22 protein-coding genes are annotated in these 25,987 nt (G+C 66.6%); 7 read left to right on the top strand and 15 right to left on the bottom strand.

Annotated features, from left to right (window positions below):
- The first annotated feature begins 39 nt into the window (after nucleotides 1-39).
- Nucleotides 40-1,140 (top strand): ABC transporter ATP-binding protein, encoded by a 1,101-nt coding sequence (locus ACTIMF_RS11115; RefSeq protein WP_442350349.1) that lies wholly within the window; start codon nucleotides 40-42, stop codon nucleotides 1,138-1,140.
- Between the two features lie 233 nt (nucleotides 1,141-1,373).
- Here ACTIMF_RS11115 and ACTIMF_RS11120 read toward each other — a convergent pair whose 3' ends face one another.
- On the bottom strand, nucleotides 1,374-3,572 hold the full coding sequence (locus ACTIMF_RS11120; RefSeq protein ID WP_442350350.1) for a CocE/NonD family hydrolase: 2,199 nt from the start codon (nucleotides 3,570-3,572) through the stop codon (nucleotides 1,374-1,376).
- Nucleotides 3,573-3,872: 300 nt separating this feature from the next.
- Between ACTIMF_RS11120 and ACTIMF_RS11125 the strand changes: the two genes are divergently transcribed.
- Nucleotides 3,873-4,394, top strand: a complete 522-nt coding sequence (locus tag ACTIMF_RS11125) for an LppP/LprE family lipoprotein (RefSeq protein ID WP_442350351.1) — start codon at nucleotides 3,873-3,875, stop codon at nucleotides 4,392-4,394.
- Nucleotides 4,395-4,609: 215 nt separating this feature from the next.
- Here ACTIMF_RS11125 and pcaD read toward each other — a convergent pair whose 3' ends face one another.
- The 4 genes from pcaD to ACTIMF_RS11145 all read right to left on the bottom strand — a co-directional run bounded on the left by pcaD (nucleotide 4,610) and on the right by ACTIMF_RS11145 (nucleotide 8,295).
- Entirely contained in the window at nucleotides 4,610-5,383 is a 774-nt protein-coding gene (gene pcaD / locus ACTIMF_RS11130; protein ID WP_442350352.1) for a 3-oxoadipate enol-lactonase, read from the bottom strand.
- A gap of 91 nt (nucleotides 5,384-5,474) precedes the next feature.
- Nucleotides 5,475-6,305, bottom strand: a complete 831-nt coding sequence (locus tag ACTIMF_RS11135) for an FAS1-like dehydratase domain-containing protein (protein WP_442350353.1) — start codon at nucleotides 6,303-6,305, stop codon at nucleotides 5,475-5,477.
- On the bottom strand, nucleotides 6,302-7,120 hold the full coding sequence (fabG, locus tag ACTIMF_RS11140) for a 3-oxoacyl-ACP reductase FabG (RefSeq protein WP_442350354.1): 819 nt from the start codon (nucleotides 7,118-7,120) through the stop codon (nucleotides 6,302-6,304). Before fabG ends, ACTIMF_RS11135 begins: the two co-directional genes overlap by 4 nt.
- Nucleotides 7,120-8,295 carry an acyl-CoA dehydrogenase family protein gene (locus ACTIMF_RS11145; RefSeq protein ID WP_442350355.1) on the bottom strand — a complete coding sequence of 392 codons (1,176 nt, stop codon included), beginning with the start codon at nucleotides 8,293-8,295 and terminating at the stop codon, nucleotides 7,120-7,122. The genes fabG and ACTIMF_RS11145 overlap by 1 nt, the downstream gene beginning before the upstream one ends.
- A gap of 86 nt (nucleotides 8,296-8,381) precedes the next feature.
- Between ACTIMF_RS11145 and ACTIMF_RS11150 the strand changes: the two genes are divergently transcribed.
- The 3 genes from ACTIMF_RS11150 to ACTIMF_RS11160 all read left to right on the top strand — a co-directional run bounded on the left by ACTIMF_RS11150 (nucleotide 8,382) and on the right by ACTIMF_RS11160 (nucleotide 12,437).
- Nucleotides 8,382-9,602, top strand: coding sequence for a CoA transferase (locus ACTIMF_RS11150; protein ID WP_442350356.1), 1,221 nt, complete (start codon nucleotides 8,382-8,384; stop codon nucleotides 9,600-9,602).
- A gap of 106 nt (nucleotides 9,603-9,708) precedes the next feature.
- On the top strand, nucleotides 9,709-10,428 hold the full coding sequence (locus tag ACTIMF_RS11155; protein ID WP_442350357.1) for an ATP-binding cassette domain-containing protein: 720 nt from the start codon (nucleotides 9,709-9,711) through the stop codon (nucleotides 10,426-10,428).
- Entirely contained in the window at nucleotides 10,428-12,437 is a 2,010-nt protein-coding gene (locus ACTIMF_RS11160) for a YhgE/Pip family protein (RefSeq protein ID WP_442350358.1), read from the top strand. Before ACTIMF_RS11155 ends, ACTIMF_RS11160 begins: the two co-directional genes overlap by 1 nt.
- 5 nt (nucleotides 12,438-12,442) lie before the next feature.
- Here the strand turns inward: ACTIMF_RS11160 and rnhA are convergent, their stop codons facing one another.
- From rnhA to ACTIMF_RS11180, 4 genes are all read right to left on the bottom strand, one after another.
- On the bottom strand, nucleotides 12,443-12,907 hold the full coding sequence (gene rnhA / locus ACTIMF_RS11165; protein ID WP_442350359.1) for a ribonuclease HI: 465 nt from the start codon (nucleotides 12,905-12,907) through the stop codon (nucleotides 12,443-12,445).
- A gap of 22 nt (nucleotides 12,908-12,929) precedes the next feature.
- On the bottom strand, nucleotides 12,930-13,268 hold the full coding sequence (locus ACTIMF_RS11170) for a YidH family protein (protein WP_442350360.1): 339 nt from the start codon (nucleotides 13,266-13,268) through the stop codon (nucleotides 12,930-12,932).
- The gene (locus ACTIMF_RS11175) at nucleotides 13,265-13,732 is read right to left on the bottom strand and encodes a DUF1697 domain-containing protein (RefSeq protein ID WP_442350403.1); all 468 of its coding nucleotides are present in this window, start codon (nucleotides 13,730-13,732) and stop codon (nucleotides 13,265-13,267) included. The genes ACTIMF_RS11170 and ACTIMF_RS11175 overlap by 4 nt, the downstream gene beginning before the upstream one ends.
- 113 nt (nucleotides 13,733-13,845) lie before the next feature.
- Entirely contained in the window at nucleotides 13,846-14,754 is a 909-nt protein-coding gene (locus ACTIMF_RS11180) for a LysR family transcriptional regulator (RefSeq protein ID WP_442350361.1), read from the bottom strand.
- An 88-nt stretch (nucleotides 14,755-14,842) separates the two neighbouring features.
- On the opposite strand from ACTIMF_RS11180, the gene ACTIMF_RS11185 reads away from it, so the two are divergent.
- The gene (locus ACTIMF_RS11185) at nucleotides 14,843-15,775 is read left to right on the top strand and encodes an EamA family transporter (RefSeq protein WP_442350362.1); all 933 of its coding nucleotides are present in this window, start codon (nucleotides 14,843-14,845) and stop codon (nucleotides 15,773-15,775) included.
- Here the strand turns inward: ACTIMF_RS11185 and ACTIMF_RS11190 are convergent.
- The 5 genes from ACTIMF_RS11190 to ACTIMF_RS11210 form a co-directional block, all read right to left on the bottom strand.
- Complete coding sequence (locus ACTIMF_RS11190; RefSeq protein ID WP_442350363.1) at nucleotides 15,763-17,721, bottom strand: ABC transporter ATP-binding protein; 1,959 nt, start codon at nucleotides 17,719-17,721, stop codon at nucleotides 15,763-15,765. The two genes, ACTIMF_RS11185 and ACTIMF_RS11190, sit on opposite strands and share 13 nt — an antisense overlap.
- Nucleotides 17,718-19,451, bottom strand: a complete 1,734-nt coding sequence (locus ACTIMF_RS11195) for an ABC transporter ATP-binding protein (RefSeq protein WP_442350364.1) — start codon at nucleotides 19,449-19,451, stop codon at nucleotides 17,718-17,720. The genes ACTIMF_RS11190 and ACTIMF_RS11195 overlap by 4 nt, the downstream gene beginning before the upstream one ends.
- Before the next feature lie 52 nt (nucleotides 19,452-19,503).
- Nucleotides 19,504-20,295 (bottom strand): family 1 encapsulin nanocompartment shell protein, encoded by a 792-nt coding sequence (locus ACTIMF_RS11200; protein ID WP_442350365.1) that lies wholly within the window; start codon nucleotides 20,293-20,295, stop codon nucleotides 19,504-19,506.
- Nucleotides 20,296-20,348: 53 nt separating this feature from the next.
- Nucleotides 20,349-21,353 (bottom strand): Dyp-type peroxidase, encoded by a 1,005-nt coding sequence (locus tag ACTIMF_RS11205; protein WP_442350366.1) that lies wholly within the window; start codon nucleotides 21,351-21,353, stop codon nucleotides 20,349-20,351.
- Nucleotides 21,354-21,472: 119 nt separating this feature from the next.
- Entirely contained in the window at nucleotides 21,473-22,438 is a 966-nt protein-coding gene (locus ACTIMF_RS11210) for an alpha/beta hydrolase (protein ID WP_442350367.1), read from the bottom strand.
- Nucleotides 22,439-22,740: 302 nt separating this feature from the next.
- On the opposite strand from ACTIMF_RS11210, the gene ACTIMF_RS11215 reads away from it, so the two are divergent.
- A complete protein-coding gene (locus tag ACTIMF_RS11215) occupies nucleotides 22,741-24,405 on the top strand; it encodes an FAD-binding dehydrogenase (protein ID WP_442350368.1) in 1,665 nt (554 codons plus the stop codon).
- A gap of 48 nt (nucleotides 24,406-24,453) precedes the next feature.
- Here the strand turns inward: ACTIMF_RS11215 and ACTIMF_RS11220 are convergent, their stop codons facing one another.
- Entirely contained in the window at nucleotides 24,454-25,980 is a 1,527-nt protein-coding gene (locus ACTIMF_RS11220) for a porin PorA family protein (protein WP_442350369.1), read from the bottom strand.
- Nucleotides 25,981-25,987: the final 7 nt, after the last annotated feature.

Below are 25,987 nucleotides of genomic sequence, written 5' to 3' on the forward strand. Positions count from 1 at the left end.
CGTCTTCACTCACGTACACACTCGTCAGGAGAAACCCTCATGGCTTCCATCACCTACGACAAGGCCTGCTGCGTCTACCCCGGTGCGGACACGCTCGCCGTCGACTCCCTCGACCTCGATGTCGAGGACGGCGAGTTCGTCGTCCTCGTCGGACCGTCCGGCTCCGGCAAGTCGACGGCGCTCCGCATGCTCGCGGGACTGGAGGAGATCGACTCCGGCGCGATCCGGATCGGCGGAACGAACATGGTCGGCGTCGCGCCCAAGGAACGCGACATCGCGATGGTCTTCCAGAACTACGCGCTGTATCCGAACAAGACGGTCGGCGAGAACATGGGCTTCGCGTTGAAGATGCGCGGCGTCCCGCTGGCCGAGCGCAAGGAAAAGGTCGCTGACGCGGCCAAACTGTTGGACCTCACCGAGTTCCTCGACCGCAAGCCTGCAAAGCTGTCGGGCGGTCAGCGGCAGCGTGTCGCGATGGGGCGCGCCATCGTCCGTGAGCCGCAGGTGTTCTGCATGGACGAGCCGTTGTCGAACCTCGACGCCAAGTTGCGCGTCCAGACTCGTACCCAGATCGCGGCGTTGCAGCGCCGACTGGGCACGACCACCGTGTACGTGACGCACGACCAGGTGGAGGCCATGACGATGGGCGACCGCGTGGCGGTGCTCAAGAACGGTGTGCTGCAGCAGTTTTCGACGCCAACCGAACTGTACGACCGGCCGGTCAACGCATTCGTCGCCGGCTTCATCGGTTCGCCGGGCATGAATCTGTTCACCGCCCCGGTGCGCGACGGCGAGATCACCATCGCGGGTGCGCCGATCTCCATCGAAGAGGAGAGCGCCGCGCTGCTGCGCTCGTCCGGCCTCGACACCGTGATCGTCGGTATCCGCCCCGAGCACCTTGCCCTTGGCGAGGGGGAAGGCATCAACGCCGACGTCGCTCTCCTCGAGGAACTCGGCAGCGAGACCTACGTGTACACGCACCTCGCCGACGACTCGATCAAGAACCTCGACGGCGATCCGGTGATGATGGTGGCACGCTCGGGCATGCGCTCGCCCGCTCGTCTGGGGGACGGCATCCGCCTGCGCCAGTCGGGCGCCGCCGTCCATCTCTTCCACCCGGAGACGGGTAACCGCCTGTAGGTCGTCCCCCGCCGCCAGTCGAGCCCCTTCTGCCGGTCGAGCCCCTCCGCTGGTCGAGCCCCTCCGTTGGTCGAGCCCCTCCGTTGGTCGAGCCCCTCCGTTGGTCGAGCCCCTCCGTTGGTCGAGCGGAGTCGAGACCGCAACGTGCGCACGGGAATCTCGACTTCGCTCGATCAGCGACGATCAGCGACGATCAGCGACGATCAGCGACGATCAGCGACGACCAGCGACGATCAGCCGCCGTTGAATGCGCGGTGGTACACGCGGCACTGCTGTCCGCGCAGGCTTCCGCACTTCGGGTGCACCGGCATGCCGGAATGAGAGACGACGGGCAGCGACACGAACGACTTCGACAGATTGATCGTGTCGACGACGCGTCCGCCGGTGCGCGGGGTCTCGAACTGCCAGGACGCGAGGTCGCCGCCCGGTGCGCTGACGAGGACGCGGATGCGCGATCCCTTGGCGAACGAGTGCATCACCGGATGGATGGGAATCGTCATCTGGTTGAAGCCCGCACCCATTGCCCGCGAGGTCGAGTAGTCCGGTGTCGTGCCGTCACCGCGGTAGCCCGATCGCAGGACGCCGGTACCGATCGCCGTCTCGTGCCCGGTCGCCGAGACCTCGGTGAGCGTCACCTGCACGTCGGTCGACGGTGCGGTGCTCTTGACGCCGAGCGTCACCGATCCGTCACCGAGCATCAGCTGGTCGGTCGCCAGCGGGGAACTGATGAATCCGAGCCCGCTGCGGCCGGGTGCCTGCTTCCATCGGTAGTCGGGCGCGGTGCCCCAGGCCGCCGCGGTGTCGCTGTCGGCGGCGGGGAGCGTGTTCAGCGGACGGTTCACCGGATCCGGTCGGAAGGCGACCTCGCCGTCGCCCGCCGACGTGCGGAGCTTTCCGTTGCGCGCCAGGTACAACCGCTCGGCTCCGGCGTCGCCGGGCCAGGACCGGAACGACTTCTGCCACGGCGATGAGAGACCGCCGGGGCCGGCCTTTCCTGCTCCATTTCCGAACAGCGCCCATACCCGCGGGGTTCCGGCTGTGAACCGTGCTTTCGCGGTCTTCACATTCACCGAATTCGAGAAGCGGACGGGCGGGATAGGTTGACCCGGCGCATTCGTGGCAGCCGGATAGACGGCGAGGCCGAGCGGCGCCATCGTCGGCGGCGTGGTCGGCACCTCGTCGGCGACGAAGATCTGCAAGAACTCCGCCCACCGCGAGAGGATCTGCGGGCCGAGCGAGTCGAAGTGGCGCCCGTTGACGATGTTGGCCCATACCTTCGGGTTGTGCTTCAGCTTGGCCAGAACGTCGACCCAATTGGGGCCGGTCTGTTCGTCCTGTGCCGCGCCGACGAGGAATACGGGCACGTCGATCTTCGACGCCCAGTCAGGCAGTGACCGTTCCTGATAGACCGGCGCCGACTCCAACGGATTCTGATCGATCAGGGCGAACGGATCCTGCGTCTGAAGGCGGAGTTTCTGGTTCGCGGCGCAGACCTTGTCGCCCGCGTCGATTCGGGCCTTGACCCACGGCTGCCCGCCTGCCGGTCCCGGTTTCGCCTCGTCGACGCGCTCCTGCAGCCACGACTTGGCGAAGCCCTTGTTGAAGATGCCGCCAGGGCGCCCGACTGAGTAGAGGTCGTCGGTGGTGCTCATCGGTGCGATCGCGGCGAGGTGCGGTGGGCGGGTGCCCGCGGTGTACATCTGCGAGATGCCCGAGAACGAGATGCCGACCATCCCGACCTTGCCGTTCTTCACCCAACCCTGACGCCCGACTGTCTCGATGGTGTCGTAGCCGTCGAATGCCATGACCTTGTCGAACAGGCCGAAGTCGCCTCCGCTGCAACCACTTCCGCGCATCTGAAGGCTGACGGTCGCGAAGCCGAGCATCTGCGGCGCCAGTGTCGAGCCGACGATCACCGAACTCGCGGGCGCCTGCGGATCCGGGACGCCGACTTTCTCGCCGATCGCCCCGACCACCAGGTCGTTCGGTGCGGCGTTCTGATAGCCGGAGTACTCCACGACGGTCGGGAACGGGCCGTCGGACAGCTTCTTGCCGTACGGTAGCCGCACCGTTGCCGCGAGGGTGACGCCGTCCCGCATTCGGATGTAGTTGAGTCCTTCGTGCAGCTTCTGGTCGTAGAGCGACGGGTTCGGGGGCGGCGACCCGGCGTCGGTCACCGTCACTCGGCGCGACGTGACGCCTGCACCCTTCCAGCTGTATGAGCCGGGCGCGAGGTGTCGGACGATCAGCGAACCGAGACGGTCGCTGACGCCGTGCCCGGCGGCGGAACCGTCGGCTGCCTCCAATGTGAGGGACGTGCCGGGGCGGGTGTCGGTGACGTAGGCTTGCGCGACACCGCCGCCGACCTTCGCGTTGTGACGGGGCGCGGCAGCTGCGGTGGGTGCGAACAGGGCGGCCGCGGTCACCGCCACAATGCCGACTGTTCCTACCCTGCCCAGAAGTCTGCCTACTCGCATGCTGTCTCTCATCCGTCGTCGCGCCCCGGCAAGAATTGATCGATCGATCAACAAGAGTGACGGTAACCACTTCTGCAGCGGGAAAGCAAGCGTGGTCATAGGCGCTGGCAGTCGTGTGAAGCTCGGCGGAGGTGTCATGCGATCGAATGACGGGAATCGAAACGAAGGTGAGCGTCGTCACGACGTACTGAGTGCGGGACTCGCGCAGTCGCGGGGTCGCATCCACACGGTCGGGGAGACTCAAGGAGTAGAACGATGCGTCATTCAGCGAAGGCCGCAGCAGTCGCACTCGCCATGGTAGTGGCCGGACTCGGAGCAGGTGCCGGGCAGGCCGACGCGGCGCCGACCTCGGCGAACAACACCCACCCTGCCGCATGCGCGGGAGTCCCGACCAGCCGGGTCGACGCCGCCGTCCGTCATCTGGCTCCACCGTTCCCCGGCCGGGACATCGCCTGGCGGGTCACCGGCCAGGGTTCGTCCATGGGCTGCTGGTTCAAGTGGGTCCAGGTCTATCCGCAAGGGGCTACCGGCAGCTCGCCGACCCACATCCTGTTCTTCGATCAGGACCGGTTCATATCGACCGCCACGCCCAGGCCGACCGCGTTCACACACGTCGTCACAAGCACATGGCCCGGCGAGCTGACCGTCTCGTTCCGGTGGCTGATCGGGAACGACCCGACCGCCCACCCGCGTGGCCACGCGAACGTGCGGTACCAGTCGGTGCCGTTCCTCCGGCCGTTCCCGTTGGATCCGATTCCGCGGCAGGCGCTTCAGTAAGCGGCGGTCTCGACTGCGCTCGACCGGCGGAGAAGGGGTCGACCGGCGGAGAAGGGGGCGGCCGGCGGAGAAGGGGTCGACCGGCGGTTGACTAGCGGTCATGTAGTTGGTTGAGCCGGTGAGGAGCGTAGCGACGAGACGTGTCGAAACCCGTTGCGTCGGAGGGGGTCTCGACTTCGCTCGACCGGCGTGGTGGTTGCGCGCGGCTCGACCGGCTAGTGATCCGCGACGTGCTCGGCGATGGCCGTGCTCACCACCGAACGCTGCTCGTACGACGCGAGGTGCGCTGCGTAGTCGAGGATTTGCAGCCGGGCGTCGGGGATGCCGTCGGCCAGCACCCGCTGGTGTTCGAGAGGGACGGCTTGGTCGTCGGCTGCTCCGATGACAAGCGTGGGCGCGTTGATCGAGCCCAGGTCGGCGCGGGAGTCGAAGCCGGCGAGCGCTTCGCAGCACGCGGCGTACCCCTCGTCGGACGTCGCGGCGACCATCGCCCGCATCCGTTCGACGAGGGCCGGATTGCGTTGTGCGAACACCGCGGTGAACCACCGTTCGACGACGGACTCCGCGATGGACGCGGTGCCGTCGACCCGGACGGTCTGCGCGCGGTCGACCCACGGTTCGGGGTCGCCGAACCGCGCCGACGTGCACAAGAGGGTCAGCGTACGGACGAGGTCGGGATGCGTGACCGCGAGTTCCTGCGCGACGGCGCCGCCGAGCGAGAGCCCCACGAGATGAGCGGAATCGACATCGAGTCGGTCGAGGAGCGCTGCGACGTCGCCGGCGATCGCGGCGACGGTGGACGTGCCGACCGACTCCGGCGACTCGCCGTGCCCGCGCAGGTCGACGGCGATGACGTCGTGCGCGTCCGACAGCCCACTGATCTGTGGGCGCCACATCGAGCGCGCCGACCCCAGTGCCCCCAGAAGCATGATGGTCGGGCCGTCGGCGAGGCCGTGTCGCTCGTAGGCGAGGTCGACTGTTGGGGGCATGCGGCACTTCCGTTCGTATCGTGACGAGTTCGCGGGTGGTGCGAGGCGGCACTAGGTGAGCAGATCGTATGACAGGAACACGACGCCGCGCTCAGCCCGTGGCAAAGGTGACCGTCGTCCTCGGACGCCCGTCCGCGCCGACCAGCGTCCTTGTCGACTCGTCGACGACGACCTCCGCATCCTGTCCGCAGAACAGGGGTACACCGTTCCGATGTTCGATCGCCGATATCGGTGAACCGTCGGACAGCCGTCGAGTCTGTGCCACCGCCAGGGACATGAGAGGTCCGTGCACCACCAGCCCGGGATATCCCTCGACTCTGGTTGCATACGGCCAGTCGTAATGAATGCGGTGTGCGTTCGCGGTGGCGGCGGAGAAGCGCATGAGCAGGGTCGGATCGGTGTGGAACGTCCAACCGTCGCCGGACTTCCTCAGTGGTGGGCCTGCCGGGGTGAGCTCCGTCGGCTCAGCGGGCTGGCCGGATGCGACCGCCGCATCCCGATAGATCAGATCCTGCCGTTCGATCACGGCCGGTCTGTCGGCGGTGTCGTGCAGAACCGTCGTCACGGTCACCAGGACGAGCCTCCCGCTGCGCCCGTTCTTCTCGGTCACCTCGTCGACTCGCGACGTGCGGCGCGTGACGTCGCCGACCCGTAGCGGCCGGACGAACTCCACCCGTCCACCGGCGAACATCCGCCTGGGCAACTCGACAGGAGGGAGGAACGAACCGCGGAACGGATGGCCGTCGATGCTGAGCTCCGAGGACGACGCCCACCGCCCGAGCGCAGCCCAATGCCACAGCGGCGGCAACTCGTCCCCGGGCGCGGGCGCCTCGAGCCAGTCGTCGAACAGTGCGGCGAGCGCGGCGAGGGGCGCCGGATCGATCAACTCATCGGTGACGACGGTGTGCGGCGCCCAGCTCACATGAACCGTCCACCGGTCACTTCGAGCACCGTCCCGGTCATGTACGACGACAAGTCTGATGCGAGAAAGGTCGCGACGCTTGCGATCTCGCTCGGTTCACCTGCGCGTCCCATCGGAATCTCGGCCATCTTCTGATCCCAGATCCGCTCGGGCATCGCCTCCGTCATTGCCGTACGGATCAGACCCGGTTGGATGCAGTTGACGCGGACACCCAGGTAGGCGACCTCCTTGGCTGCGGCCTTCGACAGGCCGACGATCCCCGCTTTGGCTGCCGAATAGTTGGTCTGGCCTGCGAGCCCGACCTTCCCGGAGATGGAGGAGAGGTTGATGATCGATCCGGTCTTGCGTTCGCGCATGTGCGCGGCTGCCGCCCGGGTACCGCGCCAGACGCCTTTGAGGTGCACGTCGATCACCTGGTCGAACTGGTCCTCGGTCATCTTGCGCATGGTTGCGTCGCGTGTGATGCCCGCGTTGTTGACCCAGACGTCGACGGCGCCGAACGCGTCGACCGCAGAGTCGATGAGTCGCCTCACGTCATCGCCGGACGTGACGTCGCATCCGATGCCGCGTGCCGCTTCGTCGCCACCGAGCGAGGCCGCGGCCTCGGCGACGCGAGTCGCATCGAGGTCGCCGAGCACGACGCGGGCGCCTTCGGCGACGAATCGCGCGGCGACGGCGAACCCGATGCCTTGCGCCGCACCGGTGACGACGGCGACCTTCCCGGCGAGGAGATGGTTGCCCCTTCCGCCGCCGAGTCCGCCGCCTTCTCCGTCTGCCGAGCCGTTTTCTCCGTTTGTCGAGCGCAGTCGAGACATCATTTCCCCTTCGCGTGCTTCTTGGCTGCGCGGACCAGGCCGCCGCCGATTATCAGTCGTTGGATCTCGCTGGTCCCCTCGTACAGGCGGAGCAGTCGGACGTCGCGGTAGATCCGTTCAACGGCGGTCTCGCGCATGTATCCGGAGCCGCCGTGCACCTGGACGGCGGTGTCGGCGACGCGGCCGACCATCTCGGTACAGAACAGTTTCGCGACCGACGGCGCGCTCCGACGGTCGTCGCCAGCCACCCATTTCGCGGCGGCGTCGCGTACCAGTGCGCGCCCGGCCATGACATCGGTCTGCATATCGGCGATATGGGCTTGGACGAGTTGAAAGTCGCCGATCGGCGTCCCGCCCTGCGTGGTCACGGCCACGTGACGCAGCGATTCGTCGAGCGCACGTTGGGCGGATCCCACGGCGAGCGCTGCGATGTGCACACGGCCGCGGGCCAACGACGTCATCGCCGCCTTGTAGCCGACGTCGACGTCACCGCCGACCAGTGCTGCCCCATCGACGCGCACGCCGTCGAAGTGCACGTCGGCGGTCCACGCGCCTTCCTGCCCCATCTTCTTGTCGCGGTCGGCCACCATGATGCCGGGAGCGTCGGCGGGGACGAGGAACACGGCGATGCCGGGGCCGTCGTCGTCGGCGGGCCGAACTCGCGCGAACGTGACGAACAGGTTTGCGGTGGGAGCGTTGGTGATGAAGCATTTGCCGCCGTCGATGACCCACGAACCGTCGGACTGTTCGGCGGCTCGGGTGCGCAATCCGGAAGGGTTCGATCCGGCACCGGGTTCGGTCAGCGCGAACGAGGCGACGACGTCGCCCGATGCGATAGGCTCCAGCCACGTCGCCTTCTGTTGCTCGGTCCCGAAGTTGACGAGGACCTGGCCCGCGATGCCGTTGTTGGTGCCGAACATCGACCGCAGGGCGAGCGCCGTGTACCCGAACTCCTGAGCCAGTTCCACGTCCTGCTGCAGGTCGAGCCCGAGCCCGCCCCACTCCTGCGGTATCGCGTAGCCGAACAATCCGATGTCTTTGGCCGCGGCGACGAGATCGTCGGGGACGGCGTCGTTCTCGGCGATCTCGCGTTCACGCGGGACCACGCGGGTACGGATGAACTCGTGCACGGCGTCCTTGATCTGGACGAAGTCGTCCGCACTGACCTGCGACATGGTCCTCCTCGTGTCGAATCGTCGATCGACCTGTCGTGAGCTTTCGGCGAAATCTGTTCTGCCTGCCGAATATACAATCCTCTCCTATGGTCGATGAGACGCAGATTACATCCGCCCCACTACCGCTCGACGGTATCCGGATCATCGAGTTCGCGAGCTTCGTCGCCGGGCCGAGCGCGGGGATGTCGTTGGCGCAGTTGGGCGCGGACGTGATCCGCGTGGACCCGATCGGCGGGAACGCTGACGTGCACCGGTGGCCGCTGTCGACGCGGACCGGCAGAAGTCTGTATTGGACGGCGCTCAATCGAGGCAAACGGTCGGTGACCCTCGACGTCCGCAGCGAAGCCGGCCGGGATCTCCTGCTCGCGCTCGCGACCGCGCCGGGCGCGGACGCGGGGATCGTCGTCGACAACGCGGTCGGCCGCGACTGGCTCGCGTACGACGCGTTGCGCGGTCGGCGTGAGGACGTGATCGCCGTCCGCGTGCAGGGGCGCGCCGACGGTGGTGCAGCCGTCGACTACACAGTGAACGGTGCGACGGGGATGGCGTCGTTGACGGGGCCGTCGTACACCGAGGATCCGGTCAACCATGTACTGCCCGCCTGGGACCTGCTGTGCGGGCAACAGGTCGTCACGTCGGTGCTCGCGGCATTGCGCCGTCGCGACCGGACAGGCCGGGGCGCGCTCGTCGAGATCGCGCTGGCCGACGTCGCTGCGGCAGCCGTCGCCGATCTCGGCGTGTACACCGAGGCGGCCGAACGCGGCGACCGCGTCCGGCACGGCAACCACATGTACGGCAGCTTCGGCGTCGATTTCGCGACCGCCGACGGCGACCGCGTCATGATTGTGGCGTTGACCCCGCGGCAGTGGTCGGCGATCGGGGCGGCTACCGGGATGACGGAGGTGTTTGCGTCGTTGGCCGAGTCACTCGGCGTCGACTTCGCGACCGACGAAGGCCGGGCGACGCACCGGCTGGTGATCGAGGCACTGCTCAAGCCGTGGTTCGCCGACCGGTCGACGACTGATGTCCATGCGGCGCTCGACGCCGCAGGTGTGCTGTGGGGGCCGTACCGCACGCCCGCTCAGGTCGCGGCCGACCCGGCGTCGCAGCCGGTACTCGCACTCCTCGACCAGCCGGGCGTCGGCGAGGTCATCTCGTCGAGTCCGCCCGCTCGTTTCGACGCGAAGTACTCCGGGACCGCGCCTGCGCCCTCCCTCGGCGACGACACCGATGCGATCCTGGCCGAAGTGCTACGGCTCGACGACGGCGAACTCGCGCGCCTGCGCGGCGGCGGCGTCATCGCCTGACACCACGTCGGTGACGCGTCGCACGCCTGCGACGTGACCGTTCGTCCGGGCACGCCGAGACGCGCCCGCTCGTGTCCGACTGCCTGCCGCATTAGGGTCAGTACCCATGACCAATGCGCAGCTGATCGCAGCAGCCGTCGCTGCTCGAGGCCTGACCAAGAACGGCCCGTCCGGTGCGGTGTACGGCCCGATCGACCTCGATGTGCCCCCGGGCGGACTGACCGTGCTCCGCGGCCCGTCGGGATCGGGCCGGACCTGCCTGCTGTTGACGCTGGCCGGTCGGATGAAGCCGAAGTCGGGCGAACTTTCGGTGTTCGGGAAGACGAACCCGAAGAGCATCTTCAAGGTCGCCTCGATCGGAGCCGTCGACGACCTCGACGCCGTCTACGACTCCGTCCGGGTGATCGACCTGGTCACCGAGAAGCTGCGGTGGGATGCGTCCTGGTACCGGCTCGTCGTCAAACGAGCGCAGTCGGTCACGGCTGTATGCGGCCCCGTCTGGGGGCCGCTTCCGCTGCCGGATCCGCGCGCATTCGTCGAAGACCTCAGTGAACTCGATGTCGCGCTGCTGCGGATCGCGCTTGCGAACACGCGTCGCACGCCGCTCCTGATAGTCGGCGGTGTCGACCGGTTGAGCAGCGTCGCCGACCAACGGACGCTGCTGCAACGGCTGGTGGAGCTGGGTTGGGAGCAGACGGTCATCACCGCGACCAGCAACCCGGTCGACGGTGACCTGGGGATCCGGACGGTCGTCGAGATGCCGAATCTAACGGGGATCTCGACTTCGCTCGATCACCGTGGAATGCACGAAGAAGGGACCAACTGATGTTGGCGGGACTGTCGCTCGGTACTGAGTTCACGCGCTACGGCAAGGGCGCGATGCCGAAGATCGCGTTGGCCACCATCATCCTGATGCCGCTCCTGTACGGCGCGATGTACCTGTGGGTCTTCTGGAATCCCTTCGACGAGGTCGACAAGGTGTCGGTCGCCGTCGTCAACGAGGATGCCGGGGCACAGTCGCAGGGCAAGCCGCTCAACGCGGGCGAACAAGTGCAGGACCAGCTGCTCAAATCCGGTCAGCTCGACTTGACGCCGACGGACCGGGCCGACGCCGCCGACGGATTGGCGCACGGCCGGTACTACTTCACCATCACCATCCCCAAGAACTTCAGCAGCGCGATCGCCTCGGCGATCAGCGACAACCCGCATAAGGCGACGATCCAGTTCAAGTACAACGACGCCAACAGCTATCTGGCCGGGATAATCGGCCAGAACGCTGCGGCGCAGGTCTTGGAAGCGGTCAACGGAGCAATCGGTGAGCAGGCGGTCAACCAGGTCCTCGTGGGACTCGTCTCGGCCGGTAAGGGGTTGACCACGGCGGCCGACGGCGCCAAACAACTCGCCGCAGGCGTGGGCACCGCGAACAGTGGCGCGCAACAGCTCTCGAACGGAGCCGACGAACTCGCCGTCAACATGGTGACCGCCCGGGACGGCTCCGCCCAACTCGCGGCGGGCGCGAAACAGCTGGCGTCCGGCGTCGACCAGGCGACGGCACCGCTCACCACCGCACTCAAGGATGTCGCGAACTCCGGACTCAAACCGACGAAGTACGCCGACGACGTCGCCCAACTGACCAAGAGGGCGTCGACGCTGCTCGACGGGATCGGCACGATCGGTGCCGGGCAGTCGCAGGCCGAGCAGGTGTTGAGCGGTGTGATCGCGCAACTGCGCGGCAGCAACGACCCGACGGCGCGGTCACTGGCGACCGCCCTTCGCCCGGTGCAGAAGTTTCTGCGGACCGAAGGCGTCGACCCGAACACCACGCAACAGGTGACGGCGTTGTCACAGCAGTCGAAGACGTTGTCGACGCAACTCGGTGACCCGAACTCTGGGCTGCGCGGCCTCCTGGGACAGTTGGAGAGCGGCGAACTGCCCGGGAAGGTGGGTGAACTCGTCGACGGCGCCAATCAGCTGTCTGCGGGTGCGGGGCAACTCAACTCGGGTCTCGTGCAGCTCACCGACGGCAGCCAGCAGTTGGCCTCCGGGGCTCATCAACTCGCCGACGGCACCCCGAAACTGTTGGACGGCGCGAACCAGTTGTCGACAGGGCTCGCCGACGGTGTCAAGCAGATTCCCGACTTCGGCGACTCCGAACAGCAGGCGAAGACCGCGGCCAATCTGTCGCAGCCCGTCGAGCTGAGTTCGGTCACCGAGAATCGGGCGCCGACCTTCGGTGCCGGTTTCGCACCGTTCTTTCTCCCGTTGGCTCTGTTCATCGGCTCGTTGATCATCTGGATGCTCATCAAACCGCTCCAGACCCGGCCGGTGCTGGACGGACTCGGCGGACTGCGCTCGGTGCTGTCGTCCTACTGGCCCGCGATCCTCGTCGCCCTCGCGCAGGTCGTCGTGATGTTCCTCGTCGCGCACTTCGCGGTCGGTCTCGATCCGGTGAACCCATTGGGTATGGCCGCGTTCATGCTGCTGATATCCGGTGCGTTCCTGGCATTGATACAGATGTTCAACGCGCTGTTCGGAGTGGCGGTGGGACGAGTCGTGTCGTTGGCGTTCCTGATGGTGCAGATCGTCGCGTCAGGCGGCATCTATCCGGTGGAGACGACGGCCAAGCTCGCCCAAGTCGTGCATCCGTACGATCCGATGAGCTATGCGGTGACCGGGTTGAGACAGCTGATCTCGGGCGGCGTCGACAGCCGAATGTGGACCTCGGTCGCGGTCCTCGGGGGTGTCATCGTCGTCGCGGTGGCCGTCAGTTCGTGGGCGGCGCGCCGGAACCGGCAGATGACGATGGACCAGCTGTATCCGCCGATCGAAGTGTGAGGGCGTCAATCCCTCAACGTCTTCGCCGCACTCGTGGCGAGCGTGTCGGCGATCTCGTTGTACTTGTCGCCCGCATGGCCCTTCACCCAGCGCCACTCGACGGAGTGCCTCTTCTCGGCCTCGATCAACTCCTGCCACAGATCGGTGTTCTTGACCGGCTGCTTGCTCGCGTTCTTCCAGCCGTTGCGCACCCAGCCGGCGACCCACTTGGTGATGCCGTTCCGGACATAGTTGGAGTCGGTGTAGAGGATCACCGTCGATGGTCTGGTCAGTGCGTTGAGCGCTTTGATCGCGGCCGTCAACTCCATCCGGTTATTGGTGGTGTCGGGCTCGGCTCCGGACAGTTCCTTCTCGACGTCGCCGTAGCGGAGGATCGCGCCCCACCCGCCGGGGCCGGGGTTCCCGAGGCATGCGCCGTCGGTGGAGATTTCTACGGTCTTGACGCCGGCGGGGTCAGGCGAGTCAGTCATGAGACTTGAGGTTACCGGGGCGTCACCGGACGAAGACGAAGGCCAGAGACAGCACGACGACGCCGCCGATCAGCACCCAGATCGCGAACGGTCCAGGCATGCGTCCGCCGTGTTCGAGAGCGTGCGTCACCTGGTACCACCGCCGTCCGCCGACGGCGGCACACACCGCGCCCAGTAGCACCAGGCCCACGCCGAGGACGGTCTGCAAGACAGGTGAGGTGAACTCGCCAATCAGGTGGAGGACGGCGACACCAGCGGCGACCAGTCCGAGCGCGGTCCGCAGCCACGCGAGCATCGTGCGTTCGGCGGCGAGCGTGAACCGCGCGTCCACGGACCCGCCCGGCTTCGGCTCCTCGCTCACGCGCCAGCCCGTTCGACGAGGGCGGCACTCGTCCGCAGATTGCGAGCGGTCCCGGTGACGCCGAGTGCACGCTCGATCAGTTTCGGGGTGAGTTTGGTTGCGCCCGCTCCGTCGCGGTAGTCGATGTGCAGGTCGCGTCCGACGACGGCGAGGCGCTCGCCGTTCCCGAAGTCGCGGGCGCAGAATGCCTCGGCCGCTTCTGCGTCCGGGGTGTCGGTCAGGAAGTAGAGGTGACCGTGCCGGGCCTCGCCGAACGCGAACGCGGACAGGGCGGCGTCGATCTCGTCTGGGGTCCTGCTGATCACTTCTCGAAAATAGCCGAACTCATCGGAGATCGCTTGTTCAAGAGCGTGATCGAATTCGGCCGGGTCGGCAGGCGGCGTGCACAGCAGATTCCCGGACGCGATGTATGTCGAGACGTCGACGGCGCCGAGTCCGCTCGCGATCTCCCGCAGCCGTGCCATCGGCAGTTTGGCTCCGCCGACGTTGATGGCGCGGATCAGGATGATGCGGGATGCGGGCACGGCGGCTCCTTTCGCGAACGGTCTGACGGACTCGCGCCTTGAACGGTAGTGCGTCACGAGTTCATGCGATGCGACTGCGCGACTTCGGCGATGGCCTCACGGAACGCCTGGACCGCGGGGTGACCGATCCGTCCGGTACGGGTCGCGGTGTAAAGCATCCGGTGCGGGTCGTCGGGCAGCGCCTCGAGTCGTGTTCCGGCGAGATGGCGAGACGCCAGCATGGACGGCATCAGTGCAACGGCGTGACCGGTCCGGACGAGGTGGGCCTGCAGCAGTGGATCGGGGGTGTCGAATCGGACGATCGGTTCGAAACCTGCCGCCCGACAGATGTCCCGCGACCACGCGCCCATCGCGGTGTCCGCCGGGTCGAGTGCCCATGGTGCATCGGACAGTTCTTTCAGTGCGGGCGGCAGACCCGCCCAGCGACCGTGCGCGGGCAGCGCCAGCATCAGCGAGTCCCGAAGCAGGTCTTCGCGGTGGACGTCGGGGCGAATCGGATGAGGGCGGCCGGGGAACTCTTCACCGAGCACGACGTCGAACTCCTGAGCCAGCATGCCGCTGGTCGCCAGGTCCTCGTCGCGTTGGACGAGCTCCACCTGGAGTAATGGGTGCCGTTCGTCGAGGAGCGTCAGGGTGGGCGGTGCGAGCTCGAGAACCACGGACTGGAACAGTGCGACGCGCAGGACACCCTGCACGGTCGGCTGCGAGGCGGCGAGGTCTGCTTCCGCCGCCTCGAGGCGGGTGAGTACCGCCTCGGTGTGCCCGACCAGGGTCAACGCGGCATCGGTCAGCCTGACGCCACGACCGACCCTCTCCAGCAACGGGACTCCGACCTCTCGTTCGAGTTGCGAGAGCTGCTGGCTCACGGCCGACGGTGTGTACACGAGCGCCTCGGCGACGGCGGCCAACGTACCGCGCAAGTGGAGTTCCCGCAGCACCCGCAGCCGCCCGACGTTCAGCACTGACTCCACCAATCATTAGCTGTTCTGATGAGTACTCGCCATAAAGGTTCGCTGGACTGACTCTACGCGAGGTCGGAGGATTGACGACGTGATAGAGGTGAACGGCGGCGGGCGCCCGGGTACCGCGGTGGCGATGATCGTCGGATCGTGCACCTCGCTCCAATTCGGAGCCGCACTCGCCGTCGGCCTGATCGACGAGCTCGGGTCATGGGGCGTCACATTCCTTCGCCTGGCGATCGCCGCTGTCGTGCTCATGATCGTCGTCCGGCCGCGGATCGGTCGCTGGGGTCGCGGCGAATGGACGGCGGTCGTCGCTTTCGGTCTGGTAACGGCCGCGATGAACGGTTGCTTCTACGCTGCGATCGGCCGCATCCCGCTGGGGACGACGGTGGCGATCGAGTTCCTCGGCCCACTGGTTCTTGCCGCCGTCCTCTCTCGGCGTCGCGCCGACCTGCTGTGGGTCGGTCTGGCCTTCGTCGGGATGGCGCTTCTCGGCGTCGACAGCATCCTCGGGGCGTCGTCGCTGGATCCCGTCGGAATCGTGTGCGCCCTGCTCGCCGGACTGTTCTGGGCCGGCTACATTCTGGCGGGCGCACGGGTCAGTAAGGCCGTTCCGGGAACCGGCGGCCTCGCTGCCGCCCTGACGGTCTCCGCGGTCGCGATGCTTCCTCTCGGCGCGCACCAGGCGATGCCCGCCCTGCACGACTGGCGAATCCTCGCGCTCGGTGTGGCAACGGCGCTCCTCGGCTCGGTGATTCCGTACAGCCTGGAACTCTCCGCCCTTCGCCGGGTGCCGGAACGAGTGTTCGGCGTCCTGCTCAGCCTCGAGCCCGTGGTCGCTGTCCTCGTCGGGCTGCTCGTGCTGCACCAGCGGATCGGTCTGCTGCCCGCCCTTGCCGTCGGCGCCGTGATCGCCGCATCGGCCGGGACCACGTCGGGTACGTCGCGCAGTGAGGGGCGCGAAGCGCGGGTCGACGTGCCAGGGCAGACGCGCGTGCTGGCGCCGAGTCAGCCGAGCTGAGTCGGCGCAGGAGCTCCGTGTTTGGGCTCGTCGTCGAGCGTCTCCGACGGGCCGGTGAACTGCGCGTTGTACAAGCGGTGGTACGCACCGCGCGCCTTCAGCAGAGCGTCGTGGTCGCCCTGTTCGACGATGTGTCCATCCTCCATGACGACGATCGTGTCGGCGTCGCGGATCGTGGACAGTCGGTGAGCGATCACGAAGCTGGTGCGGTCGGCACGCAGATTGGCCATCGCCTTGCCGATGAGCAGCTCGGTGCGGGTGTCGACGGAGCTCGTCGCCTCGTCGAGGATGAGGATCGACGGCTTGGCCAGGAACGCGCGAGCGATGGTGATGAGCTGGCGTTCGCCCGCACTGACCCCGCCGCCCTCGTCGTCGAGCACGGTCTCGTATCCGTCGGGCAGGGTGCGTACGAAGTGGTCGACGTGGCTGACTCGGGCGGCCGCGACGACTTCCTCGCGGGAGGCGGTCGGGTCGCCGTATGCGATGTTGTCGTAGATGGTGCCGCCGAACAGCCACGAGTCCTGCAACACCATGCCGGTCCGTTCGCGCAGATCGTCGCGCGTCATCGTCGACGCGTCCACACCGTCGACCCAGATGACGCCGGCGTCGAGCTCGTAGAACCGCATGATGAGGTTCACGAGCGTCGTCTTGCCCGCGCCGGTCGGCCCAACGATCGCGATGGTGTCGCCGGACTCCGCGGTCAGCGACAGGTTCTCGATGAGCGGGCGGTCGTCGACGTAACGGAATGAGACGTCGTCGAAGACGATGCGGCCGGCATCGGACGTCGGTGACTGCGCGTCGACGGAATCGGGATCCTCCTCGTCCTCGTCGAGGACAGCGAAGATGCGTTCGGCCGACGCGACGCCGCTCTGCATCAGATTGAACATCGACCCGATCTGGGTGAGTGGCTGCGTGAACTGGCGCGAGTACTGGATGAAGGCCTGCACCTCGCCAAGGCTCAACTGGCCGGAGGCGACGCGGAGTCCGCCGACGACGGCGACCGCAACATAATTGAGGTTTCCGAGGAACATGATGGTCGGCATGATGATCCCGGAGATGAACTGGGCACGCCACGACGACTGGTAGAGCTTCTCGTTGCGGTCGTCGAATGCCGCCTCGACGGCTTCGCGGCGGCCGAACGCCTTGACCAATTCGTGCCCGGTGAAGGCCTCTTCGATCTGCGCGTTCAACGCACCGGTCGACGACCACTGGCCGACGAAGTGCGGTTTGGAGCGTTTCGCGATCACCCCTGTCGCGACTGCGGCCAAAGGGACGGTCGCGATCGCGATCACCGACAGGAGCGGCGAGATCGAGAACATCATGATCAGGATGGCGATCACCATCAGTACCGAGTTCATGAACTGGCTGATGGTCTGCTGCAACGACTGCGAGAGGTTGTCGAGGTCGTTGGTGACTCGAGAGAGAAGGTCGCCGCGCGCCGACGTGTCGTAGTACTTCAGCGGCAGCCGATGGACCTTCTCCTCGATGCGGCCGCGGAGTCGTGTGACGGTGGCGACGACGACCCTGTTGAGCAGATAGGCGCCGAACCAGCCGAGCAATGCGGACGCAACGTAGAGGATGAGCACGAACGCGAGGATGCGACCGACCGCGTCGAAGTCGATGCCCTGTCCGGGGACGACGTCCATCGACGACACCATGTCGGCGAACGTGCCGTGGCCGGAGTCGCGCAGGCCATCCACGGCCTGCTCTTTGGAGACGCCGGACGGGAGTTGCGAGCCGATCACACCGTCGAACAGCTCGTTCGTGGCGTCACCGAGGACACGCGGCGTGTACGCGTTGAGTGCGACTGAGCCGACGATCGAGAGGATGATCGCGGTCATCGCGGCTCGGTGCGCACCGAGCTGCCGGATCAGCCGCTTCAACGACGGACCGAAGGAGTGCGGCTTCTCCAGGGACGGTGCGCCGGGCGCACCCGGGCGGCTCACTGCGCTGCTCCGATCGCGAGTTGGGACTCGGCGATCTCCGCGTAGGTCGCGCACGACGTGAGGAGCTGTTCGTGCGTTCCGATGCCGACCACCGAGCCTTGTTCGAGGACGACGATCTGATCGGCGGACGTGATCGTCGAGATACGTTGGGCGATCACGATCATCGCGGCGTCGCGTGTGGCGGGTGCGAGGGCGGCGCGCAGACGGGCGTCGGTCTGCAGGTCGAGTGCGGAGAACGAGTCGTCGAACACGTAAACCGACGGTCTGCGGACGAGGGCGCGGGCTATCGCCAGCCGCTGACGTTGACCCCCGGACACCGTGGTGCCTCCTTGCGCGATCGCGGTGTCGAGTCCGTCGGGCATAGCGCGGACGAAGCCCGCCGCCTGCGCGATCTCCAACGCCTCCCACAACTCATCGTCGGTGGCGTCGGACTTTCCGTGTCGAAGGTTCGTGGCGACCGTCCCGGAGAACAGGTACGGCCGCTGCGGGACTAGCCCGATGCCCGCGCGCATGAGGTCAGGATCCTGATCGCGGACGTCGACGCCGCCGATCCGCAGCGTGCCCGCCGTCGCGTCGATCAGACGCGGGATGAGGTTGACCAGCGTCGTCTTGCCGGATCCGGTGGACCCGACGATCGCCGTCGTCGTCCCCGGACCCGTGGTGAACGTGACGTCGGACAGGACGGCTTCGTCGGCGCCAGGGTAACGGAACTCGACGGCGTCGAACTCGACGACGGCGGGATCGTCGATCATCGCGACGGGTTCGGCCGGGGTGTGCACCGACGACTCGGTATCGAGGACCTCGCAGATGCGGTCGGCGCAGACACCTGCACGCGGCGCCATGATCGCCAGGAACGAGGCCATCATCACCGACATCATGATCTGCATGACATAACTGATCATCGCGGTGAGCGAGCCGATCTCGACGCCGCCGTCGCCGACCGCGTGGCCGCCGAACCACAGGACCGCGATCAAGGTCAGGTTGGTGATGAGCATGACGGCGGGGAACATCAGCGCCATCATCGCGCCGACGCGCAGGGATGCGTCGGCGAGCAGGTTGTTGGCAGTGCCGAAGCGGTCGATCTCATAGCGTTCGCGCACGAACGCACGAACCACGCGGATACCGGTGATCTGCTCGCGCATCACCCGGTTCACTCCGTCGATCCGTTCCTGCATGGAGCGGAACGCGGGGATCATCCGGCCGATTATCAGACCCATCGTCAGTCCGAGGATGGGGACGGCGACGGCGAGCAGCCACGAGATCGGCAGCGCCTCGTACATGCCCATGATGATGCCGCCGATCCCCATGATCGGGGCGGTCACCAGGATCGATATCGACATGACGGCGAGCATCTGCACTTGCTGGACGTCGTTGGTGGTGCGCGTGATCAGCGATGGCGCACCGAAATGCCCGACCTCGCGTGCCGAGAAGTCGTTGACCCGGTGCACGAGGTCGTGCCGGATGTCGCGGCCGGCGCCGAGCGAGGCCTGTGCTCCGGCATACATGGCGACCACCGAACAGACGATCTGGACGAGCGAGACGACCAGCATGGTGCCGCCCGTCCGCAGGATGTAGCCGGTGTCGCCCGTCGCGACGCCGTCGTTGATGATGGCGGCATTGAGCGTCGGTAGATACAGCATCGCCGCCGTCGCGATGAGCTGGAGCGCGACGACGACGATGATCAGTCGTTTGTATCGTGCGAGGTACGTGCGGAGCAGGCGGATGAGCACTCCGTCGACTCTATACGTCCGTCCTTCGATCAGACGATGGGTTTTCCTCGTCTCAGCGCAGTGCGACGGCAGCCTCGGGCGTGTAGGTGAGGTACGTGAACGACTCGGTGAAGTACAGGTTCACCACGTCGGCGTCATGGGAGTCGTAGCCGATCGACACGTCCTGGCCGATGGTGAGTTCGAAGTCGCCACCGCGCGTGGAGACCAGGTAGGCGCCGTCGATCGCGGGTGCCCAGACGATCTCGCCGTCGGTGAGGATGCGGCGCAGGTGCTCGCGCACCGGGTATCCGTGGTTCGACGTCTCGTTGACCTGTGCGTACAGGTCGGCCGACAGGGCGAGCGAGTACGGCCCGTCGACGGAGGCCAGCCGCAGCTTGTTCATGGCCTGGCTGATCGCGTCCGTGGCTTCGCGGACGTCGTCGGGCAACGCGATGTTGGCGGCGCCGTCGCCGAGCCCGGTGATGTTGGCTGCGGCGTATCCGCTGAAGATCGCGCGGTCCTCGGCGAGCGCGAGCTCGCGCGCGGCCTTGACGACGGGGTCCCAGTCGGAGTCGGCGGCGCCGCGCTCCACGTCGTCGATCGCCTCGCGGGTGACGGTGAACGGAACCTTGAGTTCGACGAGGGGCTGCGCGTTCCGCAGGTAGGCCGAGATGCCGTCGGCGGGCGAGTCGATCTTCGTGCGGTGGCCGATGGTCACCGAATCAGTGTCGAGACCGAGCGGGCCCTTCACGTCCACCAGTCGCCGGCCGGCGACGTTGCGCTTGAACGAACGGCTCGCCTCCTCTTCGATCTCGGCCCATGCGGCGCTGGAGATCGGAGCCAATTCGCGGTGCAGATTGCTCATCGGGTGTTCCCTTCTACGTTCGTTAGTCGTGGTGGTCGTGATGGTTGCGGGAGTCAGCGGAGCGAGCCGATGCCGAGCGATCCGTCGGATGGGGCGGGGCCGTCGGCCAATTCCTCGTCGTCGGGGACGGGCGCCGGCGGCGGGTCCTCGAGGAACTCCATGGTCGGCGCGAAGTACTGGCTCCCGGTGACCGCGGTCGTGAAGTCGAGCAAACGGTCGTGGTTGCCTTCCGGGTCGCCGATGAACATGTTGCGAAGCATCTGCTCGGTGATGTCGGGAGTCCTCGAATAGGCGATGAAGAGGGTGCCGCTCTCCCCGGCGCCGCCGAATTTGCCGTAGGGCATGTTGTCGCGCACGATGTCGAGCTCGTTGCCATCCTCGTCTTCGATCACATTCAGTGCGATATGGGAGTTCGTCGGTTTCACGTCGTCATCGAACTCGACGTTGGCCAGTTTAGTGCGGCCGATCGCGGCTTCCTGGTCGGCCACCGATAGCGCATTCCATTCGGCGAGTTCGGTCACATACCGCTGGACCGCGACGTAGGTGCCGCCTGCGAAGTCGGGATCCTCGTCGCCGACGACGATCGCATCGACCGCGTCGTCGCCGGTCGGGTTCTCGGTTCCGTCGACGAAACCGATGAGGTCGCGCATGTCGAAGTACCGGAAGCCGTGGACCTCGTCGATCACCGTGACGGCGTCGCCGATCGAGTCCGTCCACAGGCGGCCGACCTCGAATGCGAGGTCCATGCGGTCGGACTTGATGTGCAGCAGCAGATCGCCGGGTGTCGACGGAGCTGTGTGCACGTCGCCGGTCAACTCGATGAACGGGTGCAGCAGTGCCGGTCGCGGACCGCTGAACAGTCGGTCCCACGCGTCCGAGCCGACCGCGATGACCGCCGACAGCGTCGCTTCCGGAGCCCGAGACGACACCGTCGTGACCAGGTCTGCCAGCCCGCTGATGCTCTCACGCACCGCGTCTTCGCCGTCGTCGGCGATCGTCATGACCAGAAACATCGCCGATGGAGTCTTACGAGTCAGAATGTGCTGTCCGGTTCCCACGCTCTCAACACTAGCGACAACATACGACTTCGGCCGACGTCCCCGTCAGGAGACGCCGGCCGAAGTCGGTTTACCGCTGCTCGTCGAGCCTTACGGCTGGTCGAGCGGAGTCGAGACCCTCAGAAGAACGCCGGGCGGAACGTGGTGTTCCAGGACTGCTTGAAGCGAGCCTCCCAGTAGTCCCACCAGTGCGCGCCGTCGGGCGTGATGTTGGTCGTCAGCTTGACGCCCGGAACAGTCGCCAGACGTCCGATGTACAGCCGCGAGCTGGTCGACGCGGCGACCTCGAGCGGAACCATCTGCGCGAACTTGGTCGGGTTGAAGTTGCCGCTTCCCGGGGTGAGCGAGGAGTCGTACTTGGAGCCCACTCCGGTGCCTGCAGAGACGTAGACGCGCTTGCCTGCAAGGTTGCCTGCAGTCAGGAACGGGTCGTTGGCCCCCCACTCGCCTGCGGGCCAGATGCCCCACATGTTCGTCGGGTTGCCGCCCATCTCAGCGACCGAGGCCTGGATGCCCTGGCCGAAGCCCGGCATGGTGACGGTCGGGTATCCGCTGTAGGACGCGACTGCCTTGTAGAAGTTCGGGTGACGCGACGCCAGGTTCAGCGCGGCGGTGCCGGACATCGACAGACCCGCGATGCCGTTACGACGGTTGTCGCTGCGGTGCTTGGCCTTCATGTAGGCGGGCAGTTCCTTCGTCAGGAACGTCTCCCACTTGTTGAGGCCGAGCTTGGGGTCGCGGCGCTCCCAGTTCGTGTAGAAGCTGCCTGCTCCACCGAACGGAATGGCGACGTTGGTGCCCTTGCCGGCCATATAGTTGTCGACGTTGGTGTTCTGCAGCCAGCCGCTGGTGTTGTTCGGTGCGCGAAGTCCGTCGAGGAGGTAGAGCGTCGGCTTGGAACCGCCGCCGTTGCCCTGAACGATCTTTACCGGCACGTTGCGGTGCATCGCCTTCGAGTAGACCTGTTCGACGGTACCTGCGGCCGCGGCCTGCGGTGCGGGAGCGACGGCGACGAGCGTGCCTGCGGTGGCGGCAGCGGCCGTCAGTACAAGGGCCGTCAAGCGCTTGCGGGCGCTAGCGAGCATGCGTAAGTCCTTCTGTCGGTGGCCACGCACGCGCGGCCGAGGTAGAAAAATGTCTGAGCCGTACGGCCCTGACCCCCGTTCGCTGGTGAGCGTAATCGAACTGTGACCGTCTGTCCAAAGCTGAGAACAGGTTGAAATCAGGTTGTGACGTATGGGGCGGGTGTGACTGACCTGCAGTGGTCGAACCGCTGCAGTCGATCGACGGTGATGCTCGCCGCCTTCGTCGGATTCGCGATGCCGGAGAAACGGTAGAGTCGCGATGTGATGTGCGCGATGGTCAGCGCGCGAAGACAGGGGAACACGTGAACACTTCCGATGATGCCGACGCCGTAGTCGTCGGAGCCGGGCTGGCGGGACTGGTCGCCACCTACGAACTGACGAAGGCGGGCAAACGCGTCACCGTCGTCGACCAGGAGAATCGGGCGAACCTCGGCGGTCAGGCCTTCTGGTCGTTGGGCGGTATCTTCCTGGTCGACAGTCCTGAGCAGCGTCGTCTCGGCATCAAGGACTCTCCCGAGCTCGCCCTCCAGGACTGGATGGGATCGGCGGGGTTCGACCGCGACGACGAGGACTACTGGCCGCGACAGTGGGCGCGCGCCTACGTCGACTTCGCGTCGACCGTCAAACGTCAGTATCTGCACGACCTGGGACTGCGGTTCACCCCGGTCGTCGGCTGGGCCGAGCGCGGTGGCGGTTTCGCCGACGGGCACGGAAACTCGGTGCCGCGTTTCCACCTGACCTGGGGAACCGGCCCCGAGGTGGTGCGTGTCTTCCTCGAACCGGTCCTCGAGGCCGAGAAACGAGGGCTGGTCAACTTCGCGTTCCGTCGCCGCGTCGACGAATTGATCGTGGCCGACGGTGCGACGGTCGGGGTGCGCGGCCGGGTGCTCGAACCCAGCAGCACGGAGCGAGGCGTCCCGTCGTCGCGCGTGGAGATCGACGACTTCGAGATCCGTGGCGGCGCGGTGATCGTCACGTCGGGCGGCATCGGCCACAACCACGACCTCATCCGACGCAATTGGCCGGTCGACCGACTCGGTCCGGCTCCCGAGTTCATGATCTCGGGAGTGCCCGACTACGTCGACGGCCGGATGCTGGCGATCACCGAGACCGCGGGCGGCAACATCGTGAACCGCGACCGCATGTGGCATTACACCGAGGGCATCCAGAACTGGGATCCCGTCTGGTCCGATCACGCGATCCGCATCATCCCCGGCCCCTCGTCGTTGTGGCTCGACGCGAACGGGAACCGCCTCGAGGCACCCAACTTTCCCGGCTTCGACACGAATTCGACGATGAAGGCGATCCTGTCCACCGGCTACGACTATTCGTGGTTCGTGCTCAGCAGTTCGATCATCGAGAAGGAGTTCGCGCTCTCGGGCTCCGAGCAGAACCCCGACATCACCGAGAAGTCGTTGAAGGTCGCCGCGAAGAGTCGCCTCGCCAAGGGGATGCCGGGGCCGGTTGAGGCGTTCACCCAGCACGGTGTCGACTTCGTCGTCCGGGACACGTTGCCCGAGCTCGTGAACGGTATGAACGAGATCGGTCGTGGCGGACACATCGACCTGCAGGAGCTCGAACGCACCATCTCCTCGCGCGATGCGCAGATGGAGAACGGGTACAGCAAGGACGCTCAGGTGATGGCCATTCACAACGCCCGGAACTACCTGGGCGACAAGGTGGTCCGCGTCGCGAAACCGCACCGCCTGCTCGACCCCGCGCACGGGCCGCTGATTGCCGTCCGACTCAACATCCTCACGCGCAAGACGCTCGGCGGTCTCGAGACCAACCTCGAGTCACAGGTGATGCGCCCCGACGGCTCCGCGTTCGACGGCCTGTACGCAGCGGGCGAGGTCGCGGGCTTCGGCGGCGGCGGCGTGCACGGCTATAACGCACTCGAGGGCACCTTCCTCGGCGGCTGCATCTTCTCCGGCCGTGCGGCCGGCCGGTCCGTCGCCCGACGCTGACGGCTCTTCTGCCCCCGAATTCTTGGGCAGGAGAGCGGCCTCGGCCCCCTACTCCGGTCGCTGGTACCCGTCGTAGTCGGGCATCGGGCGGGTGGGATCAGCGATCGGGCGGAAGGAGCCGGTGTCCGTCTCGTCCGCGGGGCTCGGGGCCACGTGATTGTGGTCCGTCTGGCCCTGCTCGGGTTGGCTCCAGGCCGAGGTCGCCGTCTCGTCGGCCGGCGGCTGCGACCAATACGGGTCCTGTGCGGTGTCCTGTGCAGGCATCACTGTGGTGTCGTCGGTGGATGAGACGGCCGGGATGGCCGTCGTCGCCTCGTGTGACCCCGAGTACGCATACGAGGCGTTCGGATCCGTCGGGTAGTCGCCATCGGGTCCGTCACCGTTGGGTCCGTCGCCGTCAGGCCCATTGCCGTCCGGTCCCTGCCCGTCGGCCTTTCCGTCGGCCGTGCGGCCACGCCAGACGAGGATCGCCCAGCCGACGATGAGCAGGACGCCGAGGACACCGAGTGCGATCGGCACGTATTTGCCACCCCAGTCGAGGAGTCGCAGGTAGTGCTTGGCGCGGTCGGCCTGCGCCTGGACGGTCTCATCCGACCACTTGAAGGAGGCGTTCAACGCGTCCATCTCGAAGTCGCGGATCGGTGCGGGAGACTCCTCGCTCTGATCCGGCGACTTGAAGTACTGGTGCTGGTCTTCGTAGCCGTAGACGATCGTGCCGGTGGTCGGCTCGACGTAGACGTGGCGAGTGGCCTTCGCGTAGCGGTGCATCTCCACCGGGTCGCGACTCTTGACACCCTTGCCCGAGATGCCCCACCACCGTGCGGGCATGTTCAAGATCGTGCCGAGAGCGGCGTCGCCTTCGGCATTGGGGAGGTCGGAAAGGTCTTTCTCCGGGACGTCGGCGACGAAGTGGTACGTCTGGACGCCGTCGATCTTGCGTTCCTCGACGAACTTCGCGATCGAGTCCTGGCGACTGTTCGAGTCGTAGTAGTAATAGTCGCGTTTGCCGACATCGAAACCGAACTTGTACTGAAAACCCTTACGGTTCTCCAGTTTCACCGATGCATCCTCGACGTTTCCGCCCTCGGGGACGGCTTCGAGCTGCAGCGAACTCACTGCGCCGTTGGGCACGGACGTCTTACGGTCCACCGACACACGGTCGACGGTCGCCGTCAGGAGCGCGTCGTCGCAGGGGAGCTCGCCGCCGGTCGCCATCGACAACTCGCGTTCTTTGCCGTCCTTGTCGCGGACCCGATCGATGCGCACGGTCTGAGCCGACTGCAGGGTGGCCTGCTTCTCGTCGGATGGGTCGACGATCACCGAGCGACGCTGCTGCGTCAGGTGCGCGTCGTACACGGCGGCGCGGCGCTCGGAGACTGAGCATCGGTCGAAGATGCGCGCCGGGTACCGGTCGCCGGTCTCGCCGTCGGGCGCCACGGTCTCGGCGACCGACGTGATGTCGAGGTCGAGCGGGACCACTTTGAGCTTCGGGACGAGATACGTCGGCAACGCGATCGCCGCCGCGATGCACGCGACGCCGAGGAATGCCATCAGTGCGGTTAGGACGCGCTTCACGTGGTTC

The sequence above is a fragment of the Gordonia sp. (in: high G+C Gram-positive bacteria) genome, assembly GCF_052106715.1.
Classification (GTDB): domain Bacteria; phylum Actinomycetota; class Actinomycetes; order Mycobacteriales; family Mycobacteriaceae; genus Gordonia.